Consider the following 20756-nt stretch of genomic DNA (forward strand, 5'->3'; position numbering starts at 1 on the left):
AACTTTTATATTTTCAACCAAATCTAAGGAGGTGAATCGGGTGTCAGAGTGTATTTTTTGCAAAATAATAAATGGTGATATACCTGCAAGTAAGATTTATGAAGATGACAAAGTAGTTGCTTTCAATGATTTAAACCCGCAATCTCCTACTCATATCTTGATTATACCAAAACAGCATATACCCTCTGTAAACAATATAGATGAAAATAATTCCCATATTATTAGTCATATATTTGTTGTAATAAATAAGATTGCAAAAGAGAAAGGTTTGAGCAAGAAAGGGTATAGGATAGTAAATAACTGCGGAGAATTTGGTGGTCAGTCAGTAGAGCATATACATTTTCATCTTTTAGGAGGCAGGCAATTACAATGGCCTCCAGGCTAAAAATAGAGTTGCATAATTCTGATATTTAATGTATAATAATCTAGTGCCGAATTCCACTTACTGCATATAGTATAGTAAAGACCTGTTGTAGTGGTTGAGGGGAGGGAGAACGAATGTCAGAAATCAAAGTCGGGGAAAACGAATCATTAGATAATGCTTTAAAGAGATTTAAAAGACAATGTGCTAGATCTGGTGTATTAGCAGAAGTTAGAAAAAGAGAGCATTATGAAAAACCAAGTGTAAGACGTAAAAAGAAATCTGAGGCTGCAAGAAGAAAGAACTCAAGAACAAGATAAGAGGTGAAACATATGTCCCTTAAAGATAGATTAATGGATGATTTAAAAACTTCTATGAAGAACAGGGATAAGATTAGAAAAGATGTTGTCACAATGGTAAGAGCAGCTATTAAACAAAAAGAAGTTGACGAAAGAATAGAACTAGATGAAGAAACTATTATCGACGTTATCTCAAAACAGGTAAAGCAAAAAAAAGATGCTATTGAAGACTTTAAAAAAGGTCAAAGGCAGGATTTAGTGGAGTTGACAGAGAAAGAAATTGATATATTATTAGAGTACTTACCACGGCAACTGAGTGAATCTGAACTTGATGAAATAGTAAGAGAAGCTATTAATGAAGTAGGAGCTAATTCAGTTAGGGATATGGGCAAGATAATGTCAAATGTAATGCCTAAAATAAAAGGCAGAGCAGATGGTAGTATGGTAAATAAAATTGTAAAACAATATTTAAAATAGATGAAAACCTGAACATAAAATGTTCAGGTTTTCTTATTATATGACTAGCTTAAAGGATTTATACCCTCCTTAAGAATACAAATATTAAAAGCCGCATAGATTTATATATGAGGAGGGTTATTGTGAAAAAAAAGATTGATGATATAAAGTCCAATGTTTCAGAAATACTTGAACTACCTAAGGATATCATGTTAGATTTTCCTAAGATTACTTTAATAGGGAATCTACAGTTATATATAGAAAACCATAAAGGAATCATCGAATATGGCAGTTTAAGGATTAGAATAAATACTAATGCTGGAATTATAAGAGTATTGGGAAAAAACATGGTGATAAAGACTATAGTAACTGAAGAAATAATAATTGTTGGTGAAATCGAATCTGTAGAATTTACATAAGTAGGAGGGGAAACATTGCTAGTCATTCGCATATGGAATTATTTTCGTGGATATGTTATTATTAAAATTGAAGGACTAACTCTAGAAAAGTTTATTAATTTGGCTATATCCAAAAATATTATTTTATGGGATATAGTAAGAATTGATTATACTACTCTAAAAGCGAAAGTTAGTGTGGTAGGCTTCAAGGAGTTAAGAGATGTTGTGCAAAAAGTAGGCTGTAGAGTATATATAGTAGAGAAGAAGGGATATCCTTTTTTTCTTAATAAGTTTAAGTATCGGAAAATGCTTGCTATTGGTTCTGTATTATCAATTGTTCTCGTCATTTTTTTGACATCTTTCATATGGAATATAGATATTGTTGGAAATGTAAGAATAGGAGATGACGAAATATCGAATGTTTTGTCATCCATTAATATAAAAGAAGGTATAAGGAAAAGTACTGCAAGAAATCAAGATATCAGTAACACATTGCTACTTAAAATTCAAGATTTGTCATATGCGAATGTTGAAATACGAGGAACTAAGATGATTGTAGAGGTTAAAGAACGAGATTTGGTTCAAATAGAATTAAGAGAAGATACACCCTGTAATATTGTTGCTTCTAAAAAGGCTGTTATAGAGAAAGTAATAGTTAAAAATGGGAAAGCAGTAGTAAGAAAAGGTGATGTGGTAGAAGAAGGCCAAATTTTAATTAGTGGAACTTTAAAAGATGAAAGACTTGAATCACCACTTTTTGTTCATTCTGAAGGTAATGTATTTGCAAAGACTCGTTATAATGAAATAATAGAAGAGCCTATAGTAAAGTCTATAGATGAGGAAACTGGTAGAATCTTTACAACTCGAGAGATAGTAATTGGCGATAAAAGAATACAGCTAATGAATGGGGAAATACCATTCAAAAATTATGTTGAGGAAAATAAAGTCAAGAAAATTGGAAATTTAGGAATTATAAAACTTCCATTATTAACTGTTAACCACATGTATAAGGAAGTTGAAAAGACTAAAATAAAGCAAGACATTGATTCCTTAAAAAAGAGTTCTTCAGTAAAAGGAACACAGCAATTAATGAAAAAAATACCTAAAGAATCAAAAATAATTTCAAAAGATATTAGATTTAGTATTGAGGATAATATTTTAATTACTGAAATAGTATTAGAAGTAAATGAAGATATTGGAGTTAAAGAAAAAATTACTATTACAAATAATCAGGAGGATTAATATTGGAAAGAGAGACACAAGAAAGAAGAGTTAGCATAAATAAAAATGGCTATGAGCCAGAACTCTTCGGGAAATTCGATGAGAACATAAAATTGATTGAGAAAGAATTTAATGTAGATATTGTATCAAGAGAAGGAGAAATTAGAATTTTAGGGGAAGAACCTTATACTTCTTTTGTTGAAAAATTGATTTATAGTCTTCTTAAAATAATAGAAAAACAAGGAAGACTGACTAAGCAGGAAATCACATATGCTATACAACTTGTTTTGGAGGGGCAGGAGGATACTTTAAAAGAATTATTGGATCGGATAATTTGTATCACAGCCTCTGGAAAAACTATAAAACCTAAGACAATTGGGCAAAAGATTTATGTGAATACCATAAAAGAAAATGATATTGTATTTGGTATAGGACCTGCTGGTACAGGAAAAACTTATTTAGCAATGGCAATGGCAATATCAGCATTTAAAAATAAGGAAGTAAACAGAATTATTTTAACTAGACCTGCTGTTGAAGCAGGTGAAAGTCTAGGATTTCTTCCTGGAGATTTACAGGAAAAGGTGGACCCATACTTAAGACCGTTATATGATGCATTATATGATATACTTGGACCAGAGACTTATGCAAAATATATGGAAAGAGGATTAATCGAAGTTGCTCCATTAGCTTATATGAGAGGAAGAACCTTAGATTCTTCTTTCGTCATTCTTGATGAAGCTCAAAACACTACTAATGAACAAATGAAAATGTTTCTCACAAGATTAGGTTTTGGCTCAAAGGCAATTATAACAGGAGATATTACACAAATTGATTTACCTAAAGGTAAAAGCTCAGGCCTAATACAAGTAACTGAGATATTAAAAGGCATAAAAGGAATTGATATTGTGTATTTAACAAAAAAAGATGTTGTAAGACATCAACTTGTTCAACGAATCATTGAAGCCTATGATAAATTTGAAAAAAAGAGTGATACAGGTAATTAAATAAATCTTAGGAGGAAAGTCCATGATTTCATCTAAGAAAAAAACGGACAAACCATCAAAAAATCCTATTCTGTCTTTTTTTGGTAAGACTTTAGTACAGCAAATATTTCTTGCTTTAATATTTACTGTACTTATGTATTTTATTGTTGGTAGCAGCATGGCTCCTGAAAGAATTACTATTAAAGTAGGAGATTTAGCCCCAGATGATATTAGATCTACAAAGGAAATAGTAGATGAAATAACTACAGAAAAATTAAAGCAAGAAGCTATGAAAAATGTTGAACCAAGACATAGAGTTGAAACTGCTGTGCAAGTTAAAATAAAAAATGATATTAGTAAGTTTTTTATTATATTAAAGGAAATTCGAAATATTGAAGAAGAAACTCTTGCTAATAAGACAAGTATTCTCGAACAAGAATCTAATATAGGACTTAGTAAAGAGGATTATAACATAGCCTTAACCATGACAGATGATATTATATCAACACTTGAAAATAATATAAATGACATGGTAAGTCAGGTAATGAGTATTGGAATTAAAGAAGAAGAGCTAGAGTATGAAAAGCAAAGTATAGCAAGAAACTTTGAAGAACTTGAACATCTTCCTGAAGAAGCTAAGATTTTAGGAGTAAATATTATAGGAAAAACTATAAAGCCAAATAGATTCTTAGATGTGGAAACTACTATACAAAAAAGAAAAGAAGCTGCTGAACAAGTGGCACCTGTTATTATTAAAGAGGGTCAGATAATTGTAGAAAAAAGACAACCTATTGACGAAAGAATTTACTCTTTAGTAAAGAAAACTGGACTATTGAAAGAAACAGAAGGACCAGATTACAAGTTGATTTTTGGGACATTAACTATTATTTTGATATTAGAGGGTTTAATCATATCATATTTATTTATTTTTGATAAAAAAGTTTTTTATGATGTTAAGCTTCTGGTAGTATTAGCAATAATTATTTTATCTACTGTAGCAATTTCTAAGGGGATATATAGAATATCAGAGTATTTGATGCCAATTGCAATAGCTACAATGCTTATATCTATTTTAATTAATCCAAAATTAGCCATATTAGCAAATCTGGTTACCTCAATTTTCATTGCTACAATAACAGCTAATGATATGAATACTATGATAGTTCTACTTATTGGAGGAACAGTAGGAACCTTTGCTATAATTAATACTCATCAGAGATATAATATTCTTTTAACGGGGTTATTAGTAAGCAGTGTTAACGTATGTACAATAGGTGCCTTAGGGTTTATTCATGGTGTAGAAATTAAGGAAATCTTATATACTAGTATTTATGGTGCTTTGAGTGGTCTGTTTAGTGGTATACTAGCTATAGGTTCTTTACCTTTATGGGAGTATTTATTTGATATATTAACTCCTTTGAAGCTTTTAGAGCTGTCTAATCCAAACCAGCCCCTACTAAAAAGGTTACTAGTAGAAACACCTGGTACTTATCATCACAGTATTATAGTAGGTAATCTAAGTGAGGCTGCTGCTGAGGGGGTTGGGGGCAATCCATTAATAGCAAGAGTTGGTGCATATTATCATGATGTCGGTAAGCTTAAAAGGCCATTCTTTTTTAAAGAAAATCAATTTAATGGCGAGAATCCACATGACAAAATAAATCCTAGTCTAAGCACTCTCATTATTACCAACCATACTAAGGATGGAGACGAATTAGCACAAAAATATAAGCTTCCTAGTGCTATAAGAGATATTATAAAGCAGCATCATGGACAGACATTAGTAGCCTATTTTTATCATAAAGCCTTAAATAGTGAAAATGGAGATACAGTAAAGGCAGAGAGCTTTAGATATGATGGACCAAAACCGCAAACAAAAGAAGCTGCTATAGTAATGTTAGCTGATTCAGTAGAGGCAGCCACAAGAGCTATGCCTGATCCTTCAAAGGGCAAAATTGAAGGACTGGTTAGACAGATTATAAAAGATAAGTTAAATGATGGACAGCTAGATGAATGTGGTCTTACATTAAAAGATTTGAATACTATTGCAAATGCTTTTGTAACAGTTTTATTAGGAATATTTCACGAAAGAATCGAGTATCCAAAGCTTGATTTAGCTGAGTTGAAGGGAGATAACTAAATGGATGTTATAATTGATAATTCTCAAAATAAAGTTAAGATTGATGATTCAATTAGTGAATTAATTGAAAAGGTAGTTCTAGAATGTTTAAAGATAGAGAATAAAGATACAGGTTATGAAGTTAGTGTGACATTTGTAGACGATGAAGAGATTAGAGAGCTTAATAGAGAATACCGAGATGTAGATAAATCAACAGATGTTTTATCTTTTCCATTAGAGGAAAATGAATTTGATATTCCAGAGGACACTCTTTTAGGTGATATTGTGATTTCTGCTGAGACTGCAAAACGACAATCTGAAGAATATGGACATTCTTTAGATAGAGAAATTGCATACCTTACAGCTCATAGTATGTTTCATCTATTGGGATATGATCACATGAATGAAGATGATAAAAAAACGATGAGACATAAAGAGAAGGAAGTTATGCTGTCTTTAGGTATTTTTAGAAATTAAGTATAGATAGGTGTTTTAATGTGAAAGTAAGAAAATTAATCGATAGTTTTAACTATGCCGTATCTGGAATTATATATACTCTGAAAACTCAAAGAAATATGAGAATACACTATATAGCTGCAATTTTAGTGCTATTTCTGAGTCTTTTTTTAAATTTTACTAGAATAGAGCTATTAATGTTATTCTTTACAATAGCATTAGTAATAGTTGCAGAAATGATTAACACTGCAATAGAAAAGGCAATAGATTTATTTACTCAAGAGTATAATATTCTTGCAGAAATTTCGAAAAATGTAGCTGCAGGTGCTGTATTAATCGCTGCAATTAATGCTATAATTGTTGCTTACCTTCTTTTCTTTGATAGAGTTAATCCTTTCGCAGAAAAGATGATATATAAAATAAAAAACTCTAATATTCACTTAACATTTATTGGTATTATATTAGTTATAATACTAACCATAGTAATTAAAGCAAAAACTAATACAGGTACACCTTTTAAAGGAGGCACTATTAGCGGACATTCAGCACTAGCCTTTTCTGCAGCTACTGCCATAATGTTTATTTCAGAAAGTGTTTTTTTGGGAAGTCTTGGTTATTTAATAGCATTACTTGTAGCAGAAAGCCGTTTAGAAAATAAAATACATACCTTGATCGAAGTATTTGCTGGTACATTATTAGGAATACTAATCACTGTACTTATTTTTAAGCTTGTCGGTTAGAATGGAGGAATGATTTTGACTGAATCTAGTACGTATATACGGATTGCAATAGTATTTATATTATTGCTTTTTTCTTCACTTTTTTCTAGTTCAGAAACTGCTATAACTTCTATTACTATAGCTAAAATACGCCAGCTTAAAGAAGAAGATGAAGAATCTGCAGAAATTTTGAAAAGCATGAAGAGAAAAACAAATGACATTATTGCTACTATACTTATTGGAAATAATATTGTTAATATTGCTGCAACTGCAGTTTTGACTGAACTTATTTTGCAGTTACCTATCAGTGGCAAGAATTCCACACTTATAGCAACTGCAATAATGACTATTCTAATATTGATTATTGGGGAAATAACCCCGAAATCTTTTGCAGCACAAAACCCAGTTAAGGTTGCTGTAAAGGTTGCAAAACCATTAGAATTATTAGCAACTATTTTTAAACCTATTCTTTTTATATTAACTAGAATTACAAACGTAATAATTAAGTTTTTAGGTGGAGAAATAGTAACTAATACACCTTTTGTAACTGAAGAAGAAATTAGGTCCTTGGTAGATGTAGGAGAAGAGGAAGGCACTATTAAACATCAAGAGAAGGAAATGATAGAAGGAATATTTGAAATAAATGATATTGATGTTACTGAAGTTATGGTACCTAGGATTGATATTGTTGCAGTTTCAGAGGAAGCTACTTTAAGAGAAGCTTTAGATCTAATAATTACATATGGTCATTCAAGAATTCCAGTATTTAAAGATACAATTGATAACATTGTAGGCATCTTATATGCAAAAGACATGTTGCCATTTGTATCTACAAAAGACCAAAGATTTGACGAAAAAAGCATTGCTAATCTTATGAGAGCGGCTTATTATATTCCTGAAACAAAAAAGGTTAATCAATTGTTGAGAGAATTACAGCAGGAAAAGGTACATATGGCTATTGTTCTAGATGAATATGGAGGAACAGAGGGACTTGTTACAATAGAAGACATATTAGAAGAGATAGTAGGAGATATATTAGACGAATATGATAATGAAGTGGATTTAATTGAAAAAATAAATGAAAACATATATTTAGTAAAGGCAGATGTTTCTTTAGAAGAAATAAATGAAATTTTTGAAACTAATCTTCCTGAAGGAGATTTTGATTCTTTAGGAGGATTTGTATTCGGTACTTTGGGTAGAGTACCTGTGCAAGGAGACATGGTTACTTATGAAAATCTTCAAATGACTGTAATGGAACTTGATAATAGAAGAATATTAAGTATTGAGATAAAAAAAATAGAACAGTAATTAGATTAATTGAAAAGTGCATAAGGGGGAATACATATGTTAAAAAAAATATCTATAAATGTTTTAATTATACTATTAATACTTACTAGCGTAACTGCTTGCAGAAATAAAGATAAAACTACAAATAATCCAGATATTGATGAAAAAGAAATTTCTAATAATAGTCAAGTAAAGCAGGAAGAAACAGATGAAACAGAAAATGAAGATGACATCCAAATAGTTTTGTCTAATGGTATACCTTCACCATTAAGTGGTATATTTGAAGAAGAAGACAAAGTTAATAGAAGACCAGTAGCAGTAATGTTTGACAATGACCCTAAAGCTAGATGGCAGGCAGGACTTAGTCAAGCTGAAATAGTATATGAGTTCTTAGTAGAGCCTCCTTATACTAGATACATGGGTATTTTCTTATTAAATGAACCTGACCTTATTGGACCCGTTAGAAGTGCGAGACCATATTTTATAGAGACCTTGCTTGAATATGATCCTTTATATGTAAGGGTTGGAGGTAGCGAAACAGCAAAGGCAAATGTAAAAAAATACAAAATTGCAGATATTGATGGACTATATAGTGGTGTTTTTTGGAGAAATACTAAATCTGGTAAACGAGCGCCAAACAATATGTATATAAGTATGGAGGGAATAAGAAAAGAGCAAAAGAGACTTAAATATAAGGAGACAGCAAATGTCAAAGGTTTTCACTTTAATGAAAAGGATATTGAAATAGAAGGTACACAAGCAATAGAAGTATTAATAAAATATTATCCAAATAACACAACAAAATATGAATATGACTCTGAGAGTAAGGTATACAAAAGATATAAGGACGGAAAGCTACATATAGATGAAGCTGACGAAAAACCGGTATTGGCAAAAAATATTATTGTACAAGAAGCAAAGACAAAGATAATAGATAGTGAAGGAAGAATGGAAATACAAGTAGTAGGACAAGGTAAAGGTCTTTATTTTACAAATGGCAAGTATCAAAATATAACTTGGGAGAAAAAATCCCTAGATGATAAAACTAAGTTTTTTGATGAAAAAGGTAATGAAATTAAATTAAATCCAGGAACTACTTGGATACAGTTTGTAAAACCGGATCCAGACATTGAAATTAAATAATGGGGTGATTCATAATGGATGTTAAAGAATTAATTTGTAAAGCATTAAAAGCTAGAGAAAAAGCTTATGTACCCTACTCAGGCTTTAAGGTAGGTGCGGCATTGCTTTCGAAAAGTGGTAATATCTATACCGGCTGCAATATTGAATCCGTTTCTTTTACACCTACAATTTGTGCAGAAAGAACTGCAATTTCAAAAGCAGTTTCAGAAGGAGATAGAGAAATAGAAGCAATAGCAATAGTAGGTAACCTTCAGCAATATACATTTCCTTGCGGTGTGTGTAGGCAAGTAATTAGGGAATTTGGTAAGGATGCTACAATAATAATAGCTAAAAATGAAGATGAATATAAAGTATTTAAACTAGAAGATTTGCTACCACACAGCTTTGGACCAGAAGAACTTGATAATTAGGAGTGAAATAATGAAATATAAATCAGGATTTGTAACTATAATTGGCAGACCAAATGTAGGAAAATCTACACTATTAAATCACATAATAGGCGAAAAAATGGCAATAGTATCAGATAAGCCTCAGACAACAAGAAATAGAATTCAATGTATATATACTGAAGACGGGTTTCAAATTATCTTTATTGATACACCTGGGATACATAAACCTAAGAATAAACTAGGTGAATATATGGTTAACGTATCAAGGGAGACATTAGCTGAAGTTGATGTAATATTATTGCTTGTAGACGAAAGCCTCATAATGGGACCTGGAGATAAGTTTATACTAGAAGAATTAAAAAGTATTAAGACAGACAAAATATTAGTAATTAATAAGATTGATAAGTTAAAGCTTGAAGAAGTAGATATTATTAAAAATAACTATAAGGAATTAAATATATTTAAAGAAATTATTCCTCTATCTGCTATAAAAGGTAAGGGTGTAGATTCTCTAATTAAGGCGATATTAAAGTTACTTCCTGAAGGACCACAATATTTTCCTGCCGATATGATTACTGATCAACCCGAAAGGCAAATAGTATCTGAGATTATTAGGGAAAAAGCGCTTCACTATCTTGATGACGAAGTTCCTCACGGAATTGCAGTAGGAATAGATTTGATGAGGAAGAGAGAAGATAAGGATATTATTGATGTCAATGCTACAATATATTGTGAAAGAGAATCGCATAAAGGAATAATCATTGGGAAAAATGGAAGAAAACTAAAAGGTATCGGGAAAAGTGCTAGGCAAGACATAGAAGCTCTATTAGGGAGTCAAATATATCTTGAACTTTGGGTAAAGGTAGAAAAGAACTGGAGAGAAAAGGAAAAGCAAATTAAATATTTCGGGTACAAGTAAAATATATATCACATTTTGTTCATTTTAACTATAATAGCACAAATTGTATTGAATTAAATAATCACATAGTAATAAACTAATTACACATGATCACTTAAGGAGGGCAAAAAAATGTTGATGAATAAAATGTGGAAAATATTTGAAACTACAGGTAATATTAATGCTTACTTGTATTATAGAAATTGTAGCTATACAATAGAGAAAAAGGATATTAGTATAATCAATGCTACTAAAGAAGAAAAAAGAGCATAATAAGTGTTAGGACCTGAGGTGAATTAAGTTGTTGAAGACAGAAGGCCTAGTAATAAGACAGACAAAATATGATGAGTGGGATAAAATACTCACTATATTCACAAGAAATAATGGAAAGGTTCAGGCTATTGCAAAGGGTGCAAGAAGACCCAAAGGAGGCTTGGTAGCAGGTACACAGATGTTTAGTTATAGTGACTTTTTACTTTACCCAGGAAGAAATCTTTATCAAGTTAACCAAGCTGATATAATAGAATCCTTTTTTGCACTTAGAGATGATTTATATAAACTAGCATATGCTACATATATTATAGAATTAATTGATGCTGGAGCTGTAGAAGAACTTGCAAATATAAAGCTTTTTGACTTATCCATAAAAACAATTAGAATTCTTTCAAAGTTAAACAAAGATTATAAAAAGCTTCTTACAGCCTTTGAACTGAAATATATAAGCTTTATAGGATATAGACCTTATATAAGAAGCTGTGTAATATGCAATGGTGATTTAGGCAATACAGTAAAATTTAGTAATGAACACGGTGGAGCCATATGTGAAAGTTGTTCATCTCATGGTTATTATGGATATGTTGTAACTAGAGAGATACTTAGTAAAATTGAAGAATTACTTTTTATATCACTAGATGATATTGAGAATCTCGTTATTTCAAATAAAGATATTGATATTATTGAAAATATAGTTTCAAATTATATTATGAGTCATATAGAAAAAAAGAAATTTAAGTCTCTAGAATTTCTAAAAAACCTTGAAAAATGAAAGGAGGAGTAAAATGGATATTACATTAGAGAAAATCGACAAAATTAGAGAAAGAACAGGAATTAGTTACAAAGAGGCAAAGGAAGTATTAGAGAAACATAATGGAGATGTATTAGAGGCACTAATTGACCTTGAAGAAAACAAACATACTTGGAGCGATAATTTGTCTAACAAGGGAGAAATAATAATAGAAAATCTTAGAGAAATTTTGAGAAAGGGTAATGTGACAAAAATAGTAGTAAAGAAAGATGGAGATACTATTGTGAATTTACCAGTTACAGCAGGTGCTATCGGAGCCATATTAGCTTTACCTGTGACTGCGTTGGGATTAACTGCTGCATTAGTTTCAAAATGTAGTATAGAAATTACTAAAGAAGATGGAGAAATAATAAATGTAAATGAAATGGCTGAAAAAACAGTAGATAAAGTAAAAAAAGGATTTAAGAAAGAAGACAGGTCTGATACAGCTTCAAAAGACTCTAATGACAGCAGTGAAACGGAAAGCTAGTATTGACAATATGTAATAATTTTGCTAAATTATGAATTGAAGATATAAAATAGCTGCAATGACAAAGAGGTTTACTAAGAAGAATTATTTAAGAGAGTCGGGAATGGTGAGAAACCGATATAATTGCTTAGTTAATGGAGCTTTAGAGTAGCGTAAATTAAGAGGATATTCACAAGAATATCAAGTAGGGTGGAACCGCGGAAGTTACCTTTCGTCCCTATAGGGATGAGGTTACTTTTTTATTTCTTAAAAGGAGGAGCAAATATGGAAACAAAAAAAACTATGGAGAAGATAGTTTCACTAGCAAAATCTAGAGGATTTATATTCCCAGGCTCTGATATTTATGGAGGTCTTGCAAATACATGGGATTATGGTCCTCTAGGAGTAGAATTAAAAAACAACGTAAAAAAAGCTTGGTGGAAAAAGTTCGTTCAAGAGTCAGCGTATAATGTAGGGCTTGATTCTGCCATATTAATGAATCCTCAGGTATGGGTAGCATCAGGACATGTAGGGGGATTTAGTGATCCATTGATGGATTGTAAAAAATGTAAAGCTAGATTTAGAGCTGATAAGCTTATCGAAGACTATATTATTAAATCTGGAAATGAACAGATTAGCGTCGATGGCTGGTCAAATGAAATGATGGAGAAATACATAAAAGATAATGATATTAAGTGTCCTGAATGTGGTGCATTTGATTATACAGCAATAAGACAGTTTAACCTTATGTTTAAGACTTTCCAGGGAGTGACAGAGGATTCTAAATCAGAAATTTTTTTGAGACCAGAAACTGCTCAAGGTATATTCGTTAATTTTAAAAACATAGCTAGAACTACAAGGAAGAAAATGCCATTTGGCATTGGACAAATTGGTAAATCTTTTAGAAACGAAATAACTCCTGGAAACTTCATATTCAGGACAAGAGAATTTGAGCAAATGGAACTTGAGTTTTTCTGCAAACCTGGAGAAGATCTTGAATGGTTTAATTACTGGAGAGAATTTTGTAATAACTGGCTAATTAATTTAAACATGACTGCTGAAAATATTAGGCTTAGAGATCATGCAAAAGAAGAGCTTTCTCATTACAGTAATGCTACAACAGATATTGAATATCTTTTCCCATTTGGCTGGGGAGAATTATGGGGTATTGCAGACAGAACAGACTTTGATTTAAAACAACATATTAAAGTATCTGGTCAAGATCTAAGTTACCTTGATCCTGTTACAAATGAAAAATATATTCCATATTGTATCGAGCCATCTGTGGGAGTAGATAGAGTTATGCTAGCATTCTTTGTAGATGCCTATAACGAAGAAAAGCTAAAAGATGGTAGTGAAAGAATAGTACTTAAATTGCATCCTGCATTGTCGCCTTTCAAAGCTGCAGTGCTTCCACTTACAAAAAAATTAAGTGAGCCAGCAATTGAACTATATAATAGACTCCTAAAGAATTTTATGGTTGACTATGACGAGTCCGGCAGTATAGGAAAGAGATATAGAAGACATGACGAAATAGGTACTCCAATATGTATTACTTTTGACTTTGACTCACTTGAAGATAATTGTGTAACAATAAGAAATAGAGATACAATGGAACAACAAAGAATCAAAATAGAGGATTTAGAAAGAATTATTAAAGAAAAATTAGATTTTTAATGAATTGGGAGTCCATGGATTGGCTCCCAATTTATTTTATAAATCACTTAATCTACTTATAGCTATGGATTTATTTTATAAGTTCTGGTAAAATATCTTTAGAATAATACCCGAGGGTTAAAGGGGTGATTGAAATACAGCTCTCAGAAAGACAGGAGAAAATAATAGATATCGTCAGGGCTAATCAGCCAATAACTAGTGAAGAAATAGCAAAACAATTAAATTTTACTCGTGCGACTATTAGACCAGACTTGGCAATATTAACAATGTCAGGCATACTTGATGCAAGGCCTAAGGTTGGTTATTTTTATAGTGGAAAGGAAGCATTAAGCTTTTTTTCTGAACAAATAAAAAACATGACCGTTTCAGACATTAAATCAGTGCCTATAGTAGTAGACGAACAGACTACAGTATATGACGCTATAGTTACTTTGTTTCTTGAGGATGTAGGCTCAATTTACGTTACTTCTGATGGAATATTAACAGGTGTAGTGTCTAGAAAGGATTTCCTAAAAAATGCAATAGGCGGTATGAATTTAAATAATATTCCTGTAGGAGTTATTATGACACGAATGCCAAATATAATTACTATTTTACCAGGCGAAAATGTATTAAATGCAGCAATTAAAATTATTGAACATCAGGTTGATAGTTTACCTGTAGTTGAAGAAGTTGAAAAAAATAATAAAAGTGGATATAAAGTAATTGGAAAGGTTTCTAAGACTAATATTGTAAGAATATTTGTAGACCTATACAATAACAGTTAGGAGGGAGAAAATGAATAAAAATACTATAATATATGTGTTATCTGACTCCATAGGAGAAACTGGAGAACAGGTTGCAAAAGCAGCCATAAGTCAATTTAATTCAGGAAAATATGAGACAAGAAGATTTCCGTTTATCACAGAAGAAGAACAAATACTAGAAATTTTTGAGGAAGCAAAACATGAAAAATGTATGATAGTGTTTACTATTGTCATAGAAAGACTTAGAGTATATATATTAGAAAAAGCAAAGGAATATAATATACAAGCTGTTGATTTGTTAACCCCTGTATTAGATTCTCTTAAGAATGTTGTTGGCATGGAGCCAAAAAGGGAAGCAGGAATAATAAGAAAATTAGACGACCAATATTTTAGAAAGGTAGAAGCTATAGAATTCGCAGTAAAATATGATGATGGAAAGGATACAAGAGGTATAAAGAAAGCAGATATAGTATTAATAGGTATTTCTAGAACTTCCAAAACACCTCTCAGTATGTATTTAGCACATAAAAATTTGAAAGTTGCCAATGTTCCATTAGTTCCAGAAGTACCACCGCCAGATGAGTTGTTTGAGTTGGACCCTAAAAAAATAATTGGCTTGACAGCAAATCCATTTAAGTTAAATGAAATAAGACAAGAAAGATTAAGGGCATTAGGTTTAAGTAATAATGCTAATTATGCTAGCATGGATAGGATAAAAGTTGAATTAGAATATTCTGATAAAATTATGAAAAAACTAGGATGTCCTATTATTGATGTTTCCACCAAGGCTGTTGAAGAAACAGCAGGAATAATATTAGAAATGAAAAAAATAACAAATGATATATAGTAAAATTCTGTGAGTATTGTATTCTTATGCAATGCTCATTTTAATTTAAGCCTACAAAATAATAAAAAATTATATTAATTGTAATACAATAAAGGATTATAAATTTATTTGTGGTATATATATTATAATAAAATTATTTTTATTGGAAAGAATCAAAATACCGAAAATATTTGGGGAGGAGGCATATTTGTGAATATTAGATTAGAAACAGAAAAGATAGAAGGCAATATTTTATCAAAGTATGCGACCCTAAGTAAAAACTCAAAAGGAAGATTAATTGAAGAACAGAAATGCTCTATAAGGACAGATTTCCAGAGAGATAGAGATCGAATAATTCATTCAAAGGCATTTAGAAGGCTTAAACATAAAACACAAGTTTTTATAGCACCTGGGGGAGATCATTATAGAACTAGATTGACACATACTTTAGAAGTAGCCCAAATTTCTAGGACTATCGCTAGGGCTTTGCGACTAAATGAAGATTTAACTGAAGCTATAGCTCTAGGACATGATTTGGGTCATACACCTTTTGGACATACTGGAGAAAATGTTTTAGACGAAATCCATCAAGATGGATTTAAACATAATGAGCAAAGTCTTAGAGTAGTAGATTTGCTTGAAAGCTCAGAGGAAAGAAAAGGGCTAAACCTTACTTTTGAAGTAAGAGACGGGATATTAAATCATACTGGTGCTACAATGCCTGTTACTTTAGAAGGTCAAATAATTAGATTTGCCGATAGAATTGCCTATATTAATCATGATATTGATGATTCACTAAGAGCCAATATAATATCAGAAAGCATGATTCCTCGAGACTGCATAAGGGTACTTGGACTTAAACACAGAGAAAGAATAAACACAATGATAAGAGATATCATTGAAAATAGTTATGATAAGAATAGAATTAGCATGAGTGAGGAAATAAAGTTTTATACAGATAAGCTAAGGGATTTTATGTTCCAAAACGTCTATTTAAATAAAAAGGCAAAAAGTGAAGAAGAAAAAGCAAAGAGAATAATAAAACTATTATATAAATTTTATATGGAAAACTTTAGTGAATTACCTAAGGCACACAAAGAATTTTATAAAGATGTTAATTTTAGCAAAGAAGATATAATATGTGATTATATAGCAGGAATGACAGATAGATATGTTATAAATTTATATAGACAGATATTTATACCTAAATCATGGAATAAATAAATAGGGTTTATATTGAATCACGATTTAAGGTAGTCTTTATAAAACCCATTTGTGGAAATTTTATACTAAGGGAAAATACTACTTTCCTATAGGTTATAAAAGAAGGATATCTAAGAAATATGTCGAATATTAATCAGGATATTGTTGTATTATTTTAGAGTAATGTTAGAATATATAAAATAGACTTAAATAATTAAAGAAGGAAAATGAAATTTTATGACGAATAGTAAAATAAAGGTGGTTTAAATGCCTTATACTTTTAATGAAGATACTATAAGAGAAATCAGAGAAAGTAACGATATAGTAGACGTTATTTCTCAGTATATAACATTGAAACGCACAGGTTCCAACTATATAGGATTGTGTCCATTTCACAATGAAAAGACTCCTTCATTTACTGTATCACCTTCAAAACAAATGTATCATTGCTTTGGATGTGGTGAAGGTGGGGATGCTATTTCTTTTATTATGAAACATATGAACTTGGAATTTGTCGAATCATTGAAGCTATTGGCGGATAGAGCGAATATCGTGCTAGTAGAAAAGGAGGAAAATATTGATTTTAAGAAAGAGAAATTAAAAGAAATAATATTCAATATAAATAAGGAAGCAGCAAGATATTATTATGATAACTTAATAAATGACAGCATGGCTTTGAAGTATTTATACAGTAGAGGAATAAATGCGAAAACAATAAGAACATATGGACTTGGATATTCACAGAATAACTGGGATGGAATATTAACGTTTTTATCAAAAAAAGGATATCCTGAAGAGCAAATTGAAAAAGCAGGACTAATTATTAAACACAGTGATGGTAACAGATACTATGATAGATTTAGAGGAAGAATTATGTTTCCTATAATAGATACAAGAGGACGTATTATTGGCTTTGGAGGAAGAACAATAGGAGACATGCAACCAAAGTATCTGAATTCACCTGATACATCAGTTTTTTCAAAAGGAAATAATCTTTATGGATTAAATACCGCAAAGAAGAATAGTAGAAATAAAATAATACTAGTTGAAGGATACATGGATGTCATATCCCTATACCAATATGGGATAAATTATTGTGTTGCATCTTTGGGCACTGCTTTGACGCCAAACCAATCTAAACTTTTAAAGAGATATAGCAATGATATATATATATGTTATGATTCAGATAATGCAGGATTAAACGCAGCTAATAGAGCATTAGATGTGATGAAGGAAGAAAAGATAACTGCTAAAGTGCTTATGCTTCCTAGCGGAAAAGATCCAGATGATTTTATAAGAGAAAATGGAAGTAAGAATTTTAATGATTTATTTGATAGATCCTATAATTACTTAGATTTCAAAATCTTTTTTTATAAAAAAAAATATAATCTTAATACACTAGAAGGGAAAATAGATTTTACTAAAGAAGTATCTAATATGCTTAAACAAATTGAGAGTCCTATTGAACTAGATGCTTATATAAATAAAATATCTCTTGAAACAAATATTTCTACAGAAGCAATAAAAGAAGAAATACGAGAAAAACAAAGAGGACAGACCAATTCTATTATTAAGGACAAGTATATTAATACTAATTATAGGAATAATAATAAATATAATATTTTACCAGTGAAATACAACCTAGAACCAGGACATTTGATAGCTGAGAAAAAACTATTAAATTTTATAATCCAAGACAAAAAAATATTTAGTTATGTGAAAGATAGATTTAGGCCTGATGATTTTCTTAATCACGTATACAGAAGAGCTGCTGAAATTATTTACGACATCTACAATAGTGAAGAAGAAATTGACCAGGATAAAATCACTATTCATTTTGAAGGAGAAGAGCTTAAAAAGTTAGAAGAAGCAATTGACCTTAATTCTAACTTTAATAATGAAGAAAAAATCAAAGCTGTAGATGATTATATAAAAAAGATAAATTATTATGAGTTGAAAATCAAAAAAAATGAAATTAAAGAGCAAATAGCCGAGATTGAAAATAATAAGGCAGAGATTAAAGGAGATGTTGAAAAATTACTAAAAGAGCTATGTATAGAAATTATCGAAATAGACAAAGAACTAAAGCTACATCAGTAGTCTTTGCTGAAGGGAGGGGACTAAAATGAACAATATTGAAAAACAAAAAGAACCGAATATGAGTGTTGTTAAAGGCTTAATTGATAAGGGAAAAAAGCAAGGAATGCTCTCATATAAAGAAATTATGGATACTCTTGAAGAATTAGACCTTGATACTGATCAGATAGATGAAGTTTATCAAAATCTTGAAGACATGGGTATTGATATAGTAGGTGATAAAGAAGAGGATATTTTACTTGATAAAGATATAGAAGGTGAAGAAGAGATAGATGTTGAAAAAGAAGATTTATCACCTCCAAAAGGCATAAGTGTTGATGATCCAGTTAGAATGTATCTAAAGGAGATAGGAAAAGTTCCTTTATTAGATGCAGAAGAGGAAACTGAATTAGCAAAAAGAATGGAACAAGGAGACGAAGAAGCAAAAAGAAGGCTTGCTGAAGCAAACTTGAGATTAGTAGTAAGCATTGCAAAAAGATATGTAGGTAGAGGGATGCAGTTTCTAGATCTTATTCAAGAAGGTAATCTTGGCTTGATAAAAGCAGTGGAGAAGTTTGACTATAGAAAAGGGTTTAAATTTAGCACATATGCAACTTGGTGGATTAGGCAAGCCATAACTAGGGCGATTGCAGACCAAGCGAGGACCATTAGAATACCGGTTCATATGGTAGAGACCATAAACAAGCTAATAAGAGTTTCAAGACAGCTGTTACAGGACTTAGGTAGGGAACCTACCCCTGAAGAAATAGCTAAAGAGATGAATTTAGATGAGGATAAAGTTAGAGAGATACTGAAAATTGCTCAGGAACCTGTTTCATTAGAAACTCCTATAGGTGAAGAAGAAGACAGTCATTTAGGTGACTTTATTCCAGATGATGATGCACAGGCTCCTGCGGAGGCAGCTACTTTTACATTATTAAAAGAGCAATTAATGGAGGTATTAGATACTCTTACACCTAGAGAGCAAAAAGTTTTAAGACTTAGATTTGGTCTTGATGATGGAAGGGCTAGAACTCTTGAAGAAGTAGGAAAAGAGTTTGACGTTACAAGAGAAAGGATAAGACAGATAGAAGCAAAAGCTTTAAGAAAACTAAGACATCCTAGTAGAAGTAAGAAGCTAAAAGATTTTCTAGAATAATCTTAACTATTTTAAATAGAGTTTAAAGATTCGCTTTTGCGAATCTTTAATTATGATTGTTAATTATATAATGAGGTGCTAGTATGATTGATACACTATTATTTGATTTAGATGGTACACTTCTTCCTTTAGATATGGAAGAATTTACATTAAAGTATTTCAAGGAGCTATGTATTAAATTCTCATCTATTTTTGAACCAAAAAAGTTGCAAGAGGCAGTTTGGTCTTCTACAAAATATATGGTGAATAACTTAGAAAAAGAAAAAACTAATAAAGATTGTTTTTTTGAAGACTTTCAAAAAAGAGTTAATCATGACCTAGAAAAATTATTCCCGATCTTTGATGAGTTTTATAATAAAGACTTTGTTAACATCAAAGATATTGTAAATAAAAATCCTATAGTAAAAGAAGCTGTTGAAATACTTAAAAGTAAAGGATACGATTTAGTGATTGCAACTAATCCATTATTTCCCAAAGAAGCAATTTACCATAGGATAGATTGGGCAGGGCTTAAAACTACTGATTTTAAATTAATTACAACATATGAAAACATGCACTTTTGTAAGCCAAATATAGAATACTATGAAGAAATCCTATCCCTAATAAATAAAAAGCCAGATAATGCAATAATGGTAGGAAATGATGTACAAGAAGACATAGTATCATCGGTTTTGGGGATAAAAACATTTTTAGTTGAAGACTGTTTAATTGATAGGAAATCACCAGCATATAAATCTGATTATAGGGGCAGCATGGATGACTTCTATAGTTTTGTTAAGAAGTTGCCAAATCTATAATAATACTT

At 30.8% G+C, this 20756-nt stretch carries 23 protein-coding genes; all 23 read left to right on the top strand.

Features of this window, described 5'->3' with window-relative positions:
* The first annotated feature begins 40 nt into the window (after nucleotides 1-40).
* Complete coding sequence (locus ABV008_RS10905; RefSeq protein WP_352419850.1) at nucleotides 41-385, top strand: histidine triad nucleotide-binding protein; 345 nt, start codon at nucleotides 41-43, stop codon at nucleotides 383-385.
* Between the two features lie 113 nt (nucleotides 386-498).
* Nucleotides 499-681, top strand: coding sequence for a 30S ribosomal protein S21 (gene rpsU, locus ABV008_RS10910; protein WP_285621211.1), 183 nt, complete (start codon nucleotides 499-501; stop codon nucleotides 679-681).
* Nucleotides 682-693: 12 nt separating this feature from the next.
* Entirely contained in the window at nucleotides 694-1137 is a 444-nt protein-coding gene (locus tag ABV008_RS10915) for a GatB/YqeY domain-containing protein (protein WP_352419851.1), read from the top strand.
* 122 nt (nucleotides 1138-1259) lie between these two features.
* Complete coding sequence (yqfC, locus tag ABV008_RS10920) at nucleotides 1260-1535, top strand: sporulation protein YqfC (protein ID WP_352419852.1); 276 nt, start codon at nucleotides 1260-1262, stop codon at nucleotides 1533-1535.
* A 15-nt stretch (nucleotides 1536-1550) separates the two neighbouring features.
* A complete protein-coding gene (gene yqfD, locus ABV008_RS10925; RefSeq protein WP_352419853.1) occupies nucleotides 1551-2756 on the top strand; it encodes a sporulation protein YqfD in 1206 nt (401 codons plus the stop codon).
* Nucleotides 2757-2758: 2 nt separating this feature from the next.
* Complete coding sequence (locus tag ABV008_RS10930) at nucleotides 2759-3739, top strand: PhoH family protein (protein WP_352419854.1); 981 nt, start codon at nucleotides 2759-2761, stop codon at nucleotides 3737-3739.
* Between the two features lie 22 nt (nucleotides 3740-3761).
* Nucleotides 3762-5858 carry an HD family phosphohydrolase gene (locus tag ABV008_RS10935; protein WP_352419855.1) on the top strand — a complete coding sequence of 699 codons (2097 nt, stop codon included), beginning with the start codon at nucleotides 3762-3764 and terminating at the stop codon, nucleotides 5856-5858.
* Nucleotides 5859-6314: an rRNA maturation RNase YbeY gene (gene ybeY / locus ABV008_RS10940; protein WP_352419856.1), complete on the top strand. Its 456-nt coding sequence runs from the start codon at nucleotides 5859-5861 to the stop codon at nucleotides 6312-6314.
* Nucleotides 6315-6334: 20 nt separating this feature from the next.
* A complete protein-coding gene (locus ABV008_RS10945; protein ID WP_352419857.1) occupies nucleotides 6335-7033 on the top strand; it encodes a diacylglycerol kinase in 699 nt (232 codons plus the stop codon).
* 15 nt (nucleotides 7034-7048) lie between these two features.
* Nucleotides 7049-8323, top strand: coding sequence for a hemolysin family protein (locus tag ABV008_RS10950; RefSeq protein WP_352419858.1), 1275 nt, complete (start codon nucleotides 7049-7051; stop codon nucleotides 8321-8323).
* A gap of 36 nt (nucleotides 8324-8359) precedes the next feature.
* Entirely contained in the window at nucleotides 8360-9445 is a 1086-nt protein-coding gene (locus ABV008_RS10955) for a DUF3048 domain-containing protein (RefSeq protein WP_352419859.1), read from the top strand.
* 14 nt (nucleotides 9446-9459) lie between these two features.
* Nucleotides 9460-9855 (top strand): cytidine deaminase, encoded by a 396-nt coding sequence (locus ABV008_RS10960; protein WP_352419860.1) that lies wholly within the window; start codon nucleotides 9460-9462, stop codon nucleotides 9853-9855.
* 10 nt (nucleotides 9856-9865) lie between these two features.
* Entirely contained in the window at nucleotides 9866-10753 is an 888-nt protein-coding gene (gene era / locus ABV008_RS10965; protein ID WP_352419861.1) for a GTPase Era, read from the top strand.
* A gap of 111 nt (nucleotides 10754-10864) precedes the next feature.
* Nucleotides 10865-11005 carry a YqzL family protein gene (locus ABV008_RS10970; RefSeq protein WP_352419862.1) on the top strand — a complete coding sequence of 47 codons (141 nt, stop codon included), beginning with the start codon at nucleotides 10865-10867 and terminating at the stop codon, nucleotides 11003-11005.
* Nucleotides 11006-11033: 28 nt separating this feature from the next.
* Nucleotides 11034-11777: a DNA repair protein RecO gene (gene recO, locus ABV008_RS10975; RefSeq protein ID WP_352419863.1), complete on the top strand. Its 744-nt coding sequence runs from the start codon at nucleotides 11034-11036 to the stop codon at nucleotides 11775-11777.
* Between the two features lie 13 nt (nucleotides 11778-11790).
* A complete protein-coding gene (locus ABV008_RS10980; RefSeq protein ID WP_352419864.1) occupies nucleotides 11791-12285 on the top strand; it encodes a DUF4342 domain-containing protein in 495 nt (164 codons plus the stop codon).
* A 264-nt stretch (nucleotides 12286-12549) separates the two neighbouring features.
* The gene (locus ABV008_RS10985) at nucleotides 12550-13941 is read left to right on the top strand and encodes a glycine--tRNA ligase (RefSeq protein ID WP_352419865.1); all 1392 of its coding nucleotides are present in this window, start codon (nucleotides 12550-12552) and stop codon (nucleotides 13939-13941) included.
* Between the two features lie 125 nt (nucleotides 13942-14066).
* Nucleotides 14067-14708 carry a transcriptional regulator CcpN gene (ccpN, locus tag ABV008_RS10990; protein ID WP_352419866.1) on the top strand — a complete coding sequence of 214 codons (642 nt, stop codon included), beginning with the start codon at nucleotides 14067-14069 and terminating at the stop codon, nucleotides 14706-14708.
* A gap of 10 nt (nucleotides 14709-14718) precedes the next feature.
* Nucleotides 14719-15534: a pyruvate, water dikinase regulatory protein gene (locus ABV008_RS10995; protein WP_352419867.1), complete on the top strand. Its 816-nt coding sequence runs from the start codon at nucleotides 14719-14721 to the stop codon at nucleotides 15532-15534.
* Between the two features lie 189 nt (nucleotides 15535-15723).
* Nucleotides 15724-16737, top strand: a complete 1014-nt coding sequence (locus tag ABV008_RS11000; RefSeq protein ID WP_352419868.1) for a deoxyguanosinetriphosphate triphosphohydrolase — start codon at nucleotides 15724-15726, stop codon at nucleotides 16735-16737.
* Nucleotides 16738-16983: 246 nt separating this feature from the next.
* Nucleotides 16984-18816 (top strand): DNA primase, encoded by a 1833-nt coding sequence (dnaG, locus tag ABV008_RS11005; RefSeq protein WP_352419869.1) that lies wholly within the window; start codon nucleotides 16984-16986, stop codon nucleotides 18814-18816.
* 25 nt (nucleotides 18817-18841) lie between these two features.
* Nucleotides 18842-19951 (top strand): RNA polymerase sigma factor RpoD, encoded by a 1110-nt coding sequence (rpoD, locus tag ABV008_RS11010; RefSeq protein ID WP_352419870.1) that lies wholly within the window; start codon nucleotides 18842-18844, stop codon nucleotides 19949-19951.
* An 83-nt stretch (nucleotides 19952-20034) separates the two neighbouring features.
* Nucleotides 20035-20748, top strand: coding sequence for an HAD family hydrolase (locus ABV008_RS11015; protein ID WP_352419871.1), 714 nt, complete (start codon nucleotides 20035-20037; stop codon nucleotides 20746-20748).
* Nucleotides 20749-20756 lie beyond the last annotated feature (8 nt).

It is taken from the genome of Proteiniborus sp., assembly GCF_040308045.1.
In the GTDB taxonomy this organism is placed as follows: Bacteria; Bacillota; Clostridia; order Tissierellales; family Proteiniboraceae; genus Proteiniborus.

Coding starts and splice junctions, on each gene's coding strand:
- ABV008_RS11015 (WP_352419871.1), top strand. CDS start 20,035: ATGATTGATACACTATTATTTGATTTAGATGGTACACTTCTTCCTTTA.
- ABV008_RS10980 (WP_352419864.1), top strand. CDS start 11,791: ATGGATATTACATTAGAGAAAATCGACAAAATTAGAGAAAGAACAGGA.
- rpoD (WP_352419870.1), top strand. CDS start 18,842: ATGAACAATATTGAAAAACAAAAAGAACCGAATATGAGTGTTGTTAAA.
- rpsU (WP_285621211.1), top strand. CDS start 499: ATGTCAGAAATCAAAGTCGGGGAAAACGAATCATTAGATAATGCTTTA.
- ABV008_RS10915 (WP_352419851.1), top strand. CDS start 694: ATGTCCCTTAAAGATAGATTAATGGATGATTTAAAAACTTCTATGAAG.
- ABV008_RS10995 (WP_352419867.1), top strand. CDS start 14,719: ATGAATAAAAATACTATAATATATGTGTTATCTGACTCCATAGGAGAA.
- ABV008_RS10985 (WP_352419865.1), top strand. CDS start 12,550: ATGGAAACAAAAAAAACTATGGAGAAGATAGTTTCACTAGCAAAATCT.
- dnaG (WP_352419869.1), top strand. CDS start 16,984: ATGCCTTATACTTTTAATGAAGATACTATAAGAGAAATCAGAGAAAGT.
- ABV008_RS10955 (WP_352419859.1), top strand. CDS start 8,360: ATGTTAAAAAAAATATCTATAAATGTTTTAATTATACTATTAATACTT.
- ABV008_RS10970 (WP_352419862.1), top strand. CDS start 10,865: ATGTTGATGAATAAAATGTGGAAAATATTTGAAACTACAGGTAATATT.
- era (WP_352419861.1), top strand. CDS start 9,866: ATGAAATATAAATCAGGATTTGTAACTATAATTGGCAGACCAAATGTA.
- ABV008_RS10960 (WP_352419860.1), top strand. CDS start 9,460: ATGGATGTTAAAGAATTAATTTGTAAAGCATTAAAAGCTAGAGAAAAA.
- ABV008_RS10935 (WP_352419855.1), top strand. CDS start 3,762: ATGATTTCATCTAAGAAAAAAACGGACAAACCATCAAAAAATCCTATT.
- ybeY (WP_352419856.1), top strand. CDS start 5,859: ATGGATGTTATAATTGATAATTCTCAAAATAAAGTTAAGATTGATGAT.